Raw genomic sequence first — 7,807 nt, forward strand, 5'->3', positions numbered from 1 at the left:
CTGGTTCCCAAACTCCTGTTTGGGAACCCATGCCGAGAAGTCGGCAAAGGATTGCCGACCTACATCGAGTCGCCAGCGGACGTACTGTGAGTAGGTCGGGAATCCCTTCCGGACGCCGCCTGAACCAAGCCGACGCGAAAGGCGGAGTGGAAAAGCCCATTCTCCGCTGAAGCATTGACCCGCCGACGCGGCGCGGCGAGCAAATCGGCAGAGAGGCGATGAATGCGGATCAGTTGCAGCCACAGCCGCCCCCGGTGCCGCCATGTCCACCTTGCGAGCCTTCCTTGCTGGAGAAAATGTGGTCGCGCAAGCCGGTCAGGCTGGGATCGGGCGTAATGGACATCTCCGGCTTGGCCAGAGTGCCCCTTTCCCACGGCGCGACGCTGGTGCAGCCCTGGCAAATCACGAGGGCGCAGAGCAGAATCGGCTGCCGCAAACGCGCCAGTCGAAGCTTTCGGAAGAATGTCATCTCATTCCCCCAAGAGCGCGTCTACTTGTTTGCGGATAGCGTCCTGATCCTCGTCGCGGTAGCCGAGATGAATCGCGCGCACCTTGCCCTGTTTGTCGACAAGATAAGACGACGGCATGGCCTTCACCTCGAAAACGCGCGGACACTCGCCCGAGGCATCGAACGCCGTGACGTAATCCACCGGGTGGGCTTCGAGGTATCGCAGAGCGTCCTCGGTGTTTTCGTCCACGTTGATGGCAACGACTTCGAATCCGTCCTTCAGACGTTCGTTGCGCAATCCGTTAATAAAAGGCATGGATTTCTTGCACGGCGGGCACCAAGTGGCCCAAAAGTCGACAAGCACGACTTTGCCTTTATAAGCCCCGAAGTCCAGTTTTTCGTTATTGCCGGGTAATGCCGCGGGGCACCCGGGTACCGACGATCCCTCTTGAACGGCATAAACCGAAGCGCTGCAGCCGAGCAGCAGAAGAGCCGATAGAAGAAATGTTTTCATTGTTCTGCATGTAAATCCGAGGTGACAGGCTGTTAACCACCGCCCTAGGTAGCACAGGCTGTGCCATCGGTTACGAGATCGCGGCGCCGACAGCGCCACGTACTTGCCTCCGCCGCCGGACGTACGCTAGAGCCTGCATCGCGACCTCAGGGCTCGTCCTCGGCCCGCCCCGGAAGCGGACCGCCGCTCCTCGGCCATGAGGCATATGACCCAGATAGAGGCTTCAAATCCCACACTCGACTCGAACGCTTCCCCCAAGTCCGATCTTATGGAATATCCATCGCGCAGGTGTGGTTTAAAGCGGGTGAGCGGGTTTTGCCCGGAACGGCAGTAACGGCCTTCAGACGAATTGGGCGTGGTATGTATTTTGCTCGTTACTGCCGCGGGGGAATGGTCCTTGTCGCAGGATAGTAACGCAGCGGCCGCACCCTCCTGATTTAGCCGGGAACCGGCTGGGTCAGCGTTTCACCGGCCGGTCGTCGGCATCGCACGCCCGGTCCTTTGTCGCGGAATTCTTTATTTCGCCGGGCCATATCTGTCCTGGACGAATGGGGATACCGGATTCATACGCTATGGAGATTTTTAGATGAACAAATCGAAGACAATCGCCGGAATGATATTTTCCGCGCTGACCTTAACCACCGGCACCGCTGGGGCCGCCATCGTAGACCCCGTCACGATCGATTTCGAAGCCATGACGTTCGCGGCCTACTACGGCAAAGCTAATCTGGCGCCTGAGCCGGGCGGCACTTGTGCCGGCGCCGGTTCGGCCGGGTGTTATTTCGAGGATGGGTTTGCGATCGGCACTGTTAGCAACCCCGACCCGAACGCCCACCTGCACCGGTATGATGGGGACTTCAGCACCTTGCTCCAGTACCATCCCGACTCCCCCGGCATCTACGTACGAGCCCAGGACAGCTCCGCGTTCAGCCTCACGTCCATGGAGTTTCAGGCGCCGATCAAGAACGCCAATCCGGGGACCGGCCCCAACGATGTCTGGGAAATCCTGGGGTTCAATATGGCCCTGAACCCGGACCTCGCCGCTGGCGACGGCACCAACTACCCAACCGTGGTCGCTTATCAGACGGTGGCCAACGGCTTCAACGGCACACTGACCCTCGATGAGGCGTTCGAAAACATCGATGCCTTCTGGATCCACTATAAGGGCTACCCGATTGTGCCGGAGGACGGCAAAAGGTTTGATTTAAGAATCGACAACATTACGCTGAGCGCTCCTGTCAGTGCCGTCCCCATTCCCGCCGCGGTCTGGCTTTTCGGCACCGGTTTGATGGGTTTGGTGTCGCTCGGCAGACGGAAAGCGGGCCTGGCGGTCGCTTGATTTTGCCGGTAATGGTGTTCGAGCGGGGCAGAGGCAATGCCGTTCGTTCAGACAGAAGACACCGTTCACCCTGAGCGTAGTTCCGCGCCATCGCTTATATGGTGCGCGGGACGAAGTCGAAGGATGAACGGCCTCTCCGGAGCTTCGACTTCGCCCTTCTCCGCTACGCTCCAAAGGGCTGCGCTCAACCCGAACGGAAAAATCTTAGACAAACGGTATTGGGGTAAGGACATTGGTCCCTGCCCCGCTTTTTACGAACATGGATAAGCGTTTCCCGCGGCGGAACCTCGGGGGAGAGGTTCTAAGGCCGCCAACTTCGAGGTAAAAACATGCGGTCTATCAACTACGTCCTTTTGGGGGTTTGCCTGCTGATCGCGCAGTCGGCGTTCGCCCACGGCCCAGAGCCCATGCCCTTGCAAAAGGTGCCCATTCCGCCGGTTCCGGGTCTCTTGGACGGCTCCGATCCCATCGTCGTCAACAAGAACATGGCCATCGCCCTGGGCAAGGCTCTGTTTTGGGACATGAACGTCGGCAGCGACGGCATGGCCTGTGCCTCCTGCCATTACCATGCCGGGGCGGATCGGCGCGTCAAGAATCAGCTGAATCCGGGGGAAAAGAGCAGCAGTCCGACCGGCCAAACTTTCGAGGCACTGCCGTCGGGCTCCGGGGGCGCCAACCACACATTGACCCGCAACGACTTTCCGACTTTCCGGTTCAACGATCCCTTGCATCAAGAAAGCGGAGTCGCTTTCGCGACCGACGACGTCGTTTCTTCAGCCGGCACGTTCAGCGGTGACTTTATCGGCGCTTCGAAATTCACCGGCACGAGCGATCAATGTGCCCGCAGCGCCGATCCCGTGTTTCACGTCAATCATGTCGGCACGAGACGGGTCGAGCCCAGGAACACGCCCACCGTCATCAACGCCGTGTTCAACCACCGCAATTTCTGGGACGGCCGAGCCAACAACATCTTCAACGGCAGCAGTCCCTGGGGCGACCGCGATCCCGATGCCGGGGTCTGGGTAAAAATCAACGCCCGAAGCGTGGTCAAGCAGCGCTTGCATCTGGAAAACTCTTCGCTCGCCTCTCAGGCCATGGGGCCTCCGTTGAGCGATTCGGAAATGAGTTGCAGGCAGCGCACGTGGCCGGCCATTGGCAGAAAGCTGCTGCTGCGCCAGCCCTTGCAGTATCAGAAGGTCCATCATGAAGACAGTGTACTGGGACCATTCAGCCTGAGTTCGCCGGGGACTCTGAAACCCGGACTGAGCACGACCTACAAGAACATGATCACTCAGGCATTCAATCCGAAGTACTGGTCTTACGGCGGCCTTGGTCCGTTCGGCGCGCCTTCCGGGCAAACGCCTTACAACCAGATGGAAGCCAACTTTTCCATGTTTTTCGGCATAGCGCTTCAGCTTTATCAGTCCACGCTGGTATCCGATCAAGCCCCCATCGACTTGTCGCCTCGCGATCCGCAGACGCACAGGCCAACCTGGCAGGGCATGGGCAAGACTCAGGAAGAAATCGACGTGTTGACGGATGGATTCCAGACCTTCGTGGACAATCACTGCAACCTGTGTCATGCCGGCCCGACCATGACCACCGCCGCCATGGTCACGAACAGCACTTTGGTGACGCCCACGCCGGGTATGTATTTCGGTCCGGATCATAGCTTGATCGAGTACGGTCCCAATGCTCTTGGCCCCTCGAACGGAGCCGCGGCTGCCGGCATCAACCGCGATGTTAATGTCGTTATCCGAGATGTCGCTTCAGGCGGCCAGCGGTTGATGGATATGGGTTTCGCAAATACCGGCGTCGGCGATCCGGATGCCGATCCGGGGGTAGGAGGCGTCGACGATTTCGGTAATCCCTTGTCGTTCTCCGATCAGTACGTTCAATATTTGCTCGGCAATGATTCAGGGATAGTCGATCCGGGCGTCGACAACGTCCGCAGTTGCGATTTTCTGACGCCTCTTGCGTTAAACACCAATAGCGTGATTTCCACAGTATTCACCATACCCGACGGCATAGAAATCGACGGCAGCCGTGAGGGTGTGCTGCGCGATCAAAACTGCCTGAATTCCCTACGCAAATACAGTCCCACCATTGCGGCCGCAAATGCCGCTCTCGTTTCGGCACCGGGCAAGTTGGCCGTGGCCAAGAAAGCGGTTTTCAAAATACCAGGGCTAAGGAATATCGAACTGACGGGGCCCTACATGCATAACGGCAGCATGGCCACCCTGGAAGAAGTCCTCGAGTTCTACTCCCGGTTCGGCAATGTCAACAATCCCGATAAGCATTCGTTAATGGACAGTGTCACGTTGGCCGAGAATCCCATTAAACGCTCGCATCTGCTCGCCTTCTTGAAAACCTTCACCGACGACCGGGTACGTTACGAAAAGGCGCCGTTCGATCATCCGGAGATCGTCGTACCCCATGGGCACAGCGGAGATAGCCAATCCGTGACTGCGGGCAATCCGCTGGATCCAAATTTGGCTACAGAGGACACCTTGACGATTCCGGCGGTTGGGGCGAACGGCGCGACCGATCCGATTCTGCCGTTCGAAAATTATTTGGAACCGTAGTCAGGCCGAAATGGATCCGGCTGCCGCGGATCGAAAGCCGGGCAATCAATGAGTGCCCGGCTTTCATTCGCACCGGCCTCTATTTTTAGGAGATATGCATGAAACCGCTTACTAAAAACTACAAAGTACTAGCCACCTTGGTGGTAATGGGTTTGTCGAGCGCCCAAACGACACTGGCGGCCAGTGCGTTCAGCAGCGACGCGACACTGACCTATACCATCACTAACATCACCAACCTCAACAATCCGGGTGACTTGTCGGGACTCCAAATTCTCGGTTATTTCGAGCAGGCGGGCGCTCCCGATTCCTATGTGGCGACCACCGGTGACGGCGCAATCGCAGCCGACAATCCAACCGTGGGCCCGGTTAGCGTCGAAACCAGTTTCAGTCGGACATTCGCAGTAGGCGGCAATGTAACCGATGGTACGGTAGCCTCTTCCCACCTGGGGTGGTTCCGCCTGGATTTCAACAACCTCGGCAGCGACAGCTATGCCATCGAACTTGCTCTGGATTTCGAATTGACTGCTACCGCCAGCGGGCAGTCTGCGGACACCGATATATTTCTCGACTACTTCAGGACCAGCAGTTCCGACAGTTTCCTTCCGGGCTTCACCAATGTTTCTCCCAGTCTGGGCTTTGGTTTCGTGAATGCCTCGGTATACGGTCTGGATAATGCGGCAACGTCAGGCTCATCGGGGCCGTTGCTTTTCAGCCTAGGCCCGAATGCCTCGGAAGGTCTTCACGCCGACGTGTGGATCAACGGCAATCTGCAGGCTTCGCCGGTTCCCCTTCCTGCGGCCGTTTGGTTCTTTATCACGGGCCTTTTGACGTTTTCGAGCATGAGAAAACGGAAAGCGATGGCCTGATTCCGTCGGAAACGGATTTCCGACCTACTTATTCCATTCGACATTCGAGTGAACATGAATCGTAGGGTGGGTTAGCGGAGCGTAACCCACCGATTCAAGGCCGCTCGGTGGGTTACGGTCTCGCGGCCTCACCCGCCCGGCAAAAATGAATACCGGATTGAAAGCGATTTGGAGTTATCGTCGGCTGAAGCCAGCTTCCACGCCAACACTATAATCGTGGGTCGGCAACCCTTTGCCGACAAAGATGTCTCGTCGTGTCGGCAAAGGATTGCCGACCTACTGCGCCTTGGGGGCGCTAGCCTAGCCGGAAAATGCTCTAAACGAATATGTCTCAAATCCTCAGGGATCGTATCCAAAGCCGGCGACGAACGGCATGAGGATCTCGGACACCTGCGCAAACTCCGGTTCGTAATATCGCCAGCGCCCGACCGACGAGGCGTAAAGCGGCTGCGCCACCTGGTTGAAACTGGGGCTATTGATGTATTTTCCCGCCGCCCGCTTGTGAAAATCGGCAACCGCCGGATCCCAGGAAAGCCCGAGAAAGGCGAACACTTCGCGGAAGGTCGTCTCGAATCCGGATACGGCATCCTCGTAACGGAATTCGACGAAATCCAGCGTCATCCGCGTTTTCATGCACATCCACCACTCCATGACCTGCGCGTAAAAGGCCGCCGTTCCCTTCCAGCTCAGCAGTTGGACGGTAGAGGGGTTCGGAATCATGGTCTGCATGAAACAGCTCAAGCACACATCGCGCGGATCGCGCATGACGAAAACAAGCTTGGCCTCCGGAAAAATGCAATTGATGAGTCCCAAATCGATGGTATTCATCGTAGTCTTGTCCACGAAAATCCGTGTGTCGATCTTGTCTCCGAACCGTTCCCGCGCCCGGTTCCAGTAGAACCGGCGCAAATGCGTCACGCCGGCCAGATCGAGCTTCCCAAGCTGTTCGGGCGTCGTCCCGGTCGACCCGGACATGCGGTCCAGTTCCTTTCCCAAGGCGAAAATCAAGTCCGCTTCGTCGGCAACGAAAACATCCGGGTGGGCATCCAGAACTTCCTGAGTGAGCGTAGTCCCCGAGCGCATGAACCCCACGAGGAACACCGGGGGCGCTCGATGATCCTGCGGAAGCGCGGTTTCCGACCAGCGAGCCAGCAGTTCCCGAGTAAAACCGGCGGTGTTGGTTCTGATCAAATTCGGAACTAGAGTGGCATCCTGCTTTCTGACTTCCGGCAGCAAGGCGGACGCATCCGCGGCAGCGTGCAAATGGCCGAACACCTGGTCGTATGCCTTGAGCTTGTCGTGTATCCGCGCCAATTCCTTATGCGCCCGGAATCTTTCTTCAGGCGTCGGAAAACCTTTCAAAACGTTTTCGAGCCTTTGTTTTGCTTCGTCGCAACTCCCGTCGGCCGTTTCCAGGCTCGCCAATAAAATTTGCAGCATAGCGCTATGCGGCGCCCGTTTGACCGCCTGCCGGCAAGCCGCCAATGCCGATTTGTTCTGATTCAACCTCGAGTGGGCAAGCGTCAGCAGTTGAAAACCGCGAACCTGCGAACTATCGATCTGCACCGCCTGTTTCGCCAATTCCAGCGATCCCCGATAATCGTTCCAGAATTGCAGCTGCTCGGTAAGCCCGAGCAGCAAACCGATATCCCGGCTCTTGCGCGCTTTTTTCAGCAATAACTGACCGGACTGGCGCAAATGGACGATGCCTTGATCGCGTCTACCCAGCCAGCATAAGGCTTGTCCCAAGCAAGCCTTGGCCTGCGCGTCTTTCGGATTTTCCGCCACCGCCTTTTCGAACCACGTGGCGGCTTCTGCCGTGTTTCGGGATTGGATGGCGGCATAACCGCGCTGTATGAAGCTTGTCATTCGGAAACGCCTGCAAGGGCCTGTTTCGCTTCCTCGAGGCCCAGGTAATCGCTGTCCTTGACCACGGCCTTTTCCAGGCGCTCCTTGGCCTGGGCCTTATCGCCCGCCTGGAGGTACACCATGCCGAGGTGATACTGGAAAATGGGTACCTCGGGCGCCTGCGCCACGGCCTTTTCCAACAGCGGC

Annotated in this window: 7 protein-coding genes; 3 read left to right on the forward strand and 4 right to left on the reverse strand. The window is 57.8% G+C overall.

Annotated features, from left to right (window positions below; translation table 11 throughout):
• Positions 1-229: 229 nt before the first annotated feature.
• Together JOD69_RS20375 and JOD69_RS20380 are read right to left on the reverse strand one after the other, a co-directional pair.
• Positions 230-469 carry a DUF4266 domain-containing protein gene (locus JOD69_RS20375; RefSeq protein ID WP_077731886.1) on the reverse strand — a complete coding sequence of 80 codons (240 nt, stop codon included), beginning with the start codon at positions 467-469 and terminating at the stop codon, positions 230-232.
• Between the two features lies 1 nt (position 470).
• Positions 471-962: a TlpA disulfide reductase family protein gene (locus JOD69_RS20380; protein WP_077731887.1), complete on the reverse strand. Its 492-nt coding sequence runs from the start codon at positions 960-962 to the stop codon at positions 471-473.
• Between the two features lie 586 nt (positions 963-1,548).
• On the opposite strand from JOD69_RS20380, the gene JOD69_RS20385 reads away from it, so the two are divergent.
• From JOD69_RS20385 to JOD69_RS20395, 3 genes are all read left to right on the forward strand, one after another.
• Positions 1,549-2,301, forward strand: coding sequence for a VPLPA-CTERM sorting domain-containing protein (locus JOD69_RS20385; protein WP_077731888.1), 753 nt, complete (start codon positions 1,549-1,551; stop codon positions 2,299-2,301).
• Between the two features lie 329 nt (positions 2,302-2,630).
• A complete protein-coding gene (locus JOD69_RS25155) occupies positions 2,631-4,886 on the forward strand; it encodes a cytochrome c peroxidase (protein WP_077731889.1) in 2,256 nt (751 codons plus the stop codon).
• Between the two features lie 98 nt (positions 4,887-4,984).
• Positions 4,985-5,752 (forward strand): VPLPA-CTERM sorting domain-containing protein, encoded by a 768-nt coding sequence (locus JOD69_RS20395; RefSeq protein WP_210024186.1) that lies wholly within the window; start codon positions 4,985-4,987, stop codon positions 5,750-5,752.
• A gap of 339 nt (positions 5,753-6,091) precedes the next feature.
• Here the strand turns inward: JOD69_RS20395 and JOD69_RS20400 are convergent, their stop codons facing one another.
• Positions 6,092-7,621, reverse strand: coding sequence for a sulfotransferase (locus tag JOD69_RS20400; RefSeq protein ID WP_245245706.1), 1,530 nt, complete (start codon positions 7,619-7,621; stop codon positions 6,092-6,094).
• On the reverse strand, positions 7,618-7,807 hold a 190-nt coding region (locus JOD69_RS20405), incomplete at its 5' end, for a tetratricopeptide repeat protein (protein ID WP_210024187.1). The genes JOD69_RS20400 and JOD69_RS20405, both read right to left, overlap by 4 nt.

The sequence above is a fragment of the Methylocaldum sp. RMAD-M genome, from assembly GCF_017832375.1.
GTDB lineage: Bacteria > Pseudomonadota > Gammaproteobacteria > Methylococcales > Methylococcaceae > Methylocaldum.

Coding starts and splice junctions, on each gene's coding strand:
- JOD69_RS20375 (WP_077731886.1), bottom strand. CDS start 469: ATGACATTCTTCCGAAAGCTTCGACTGGCGCGTTTGCGGCAGCCGATT.
- JOD69_RS20380 (WP_077731887.1), bottom strand. CDS start 962: ATGAAAACATTTCTTCTATCGGCTCTTCTGCTGCTCGGCTGCAGCGCT.
- JOD69_RS20395 (WP_210024186.1), top strand. CDS start 4,985: ATGAAACCGCTTACTAAAAACTACAAAGTACTAGCCACCTTGGTGGTA.
- JOD69_RS25155 (WP_077731889.1), top strand. CDS start 2,631: ATGCGGTCTATCAACTACGTCCTTTTGGGGGTTTGCCTGCTGATCGCG.
- JOD69_RS20400 (WP_245245706.1), bottom strand. CDS start 7,621: ATGACAAGCTTCATACAGCGCGGTTATGCCGCCATCCAATCCCGAAAC.
- JOD69_RS20385 (WP_077731888.1), top strand. CDS start 1,549: ATGAACAAATCGAAGACAATCGCCGGAATGATATTTTCCGCGCTGACC.